The organism is Streptococcus suis, from assembly GCF_002960445.1.
GTDB lineage: Bacteria > Bacillota > Bacilli > Lactobacillales > Streptococcaceae > Streptococcus > Streptococcus hyiners.
Genome location: NZ_POJD01000017.1, coordinates 1 through 266 on the forward strand (window position 1 = coordinate 1; position 266 = coordinate 266).

At 33.8% G+C, this 266-nt stretch carries 1 protein-coding gene; it reads right to left on the bottom strand.

What is annotated here, in order from left to right:
• On the bottom strand, nt 1–263 hold a 263-nt coding region (locus C1G53_RS00075), incomplete at its 3' end, for a 23S rRNA (pseudouridine(1915)-N(3))-methyltransferase RlmH (RefSeq protein ID WP_192873089.1).
• Nucleotides 264–266 lie beyond the last annotated feature (3 nt).

The following is a 266-nucleotide window of genomic DNA, read 5'->3' on the forward strand; positions in this document are numbered from 1 at the left end:
AATTCTTCCGATGGAAATTGTTTCCCTTCTATCGCTAAGGCAATGACAAAATCTCGCTCTCCAATTTTAGACATAATTCTATCGGCTTCTTTTTTTAATATTTGTTCATTCTCTGCCTGACTGGCTTTATCTGGTGTTTTTTCATCAGGAAGCTCAATCATATCCAACTTAGTAAATCGTCCCAATCGTTTACTATATTCTGCAATACCTTCTTTGAGGTACTTTTCTTTCAATTTTCCAACGGTAATCAATTTTACTTTCATAAA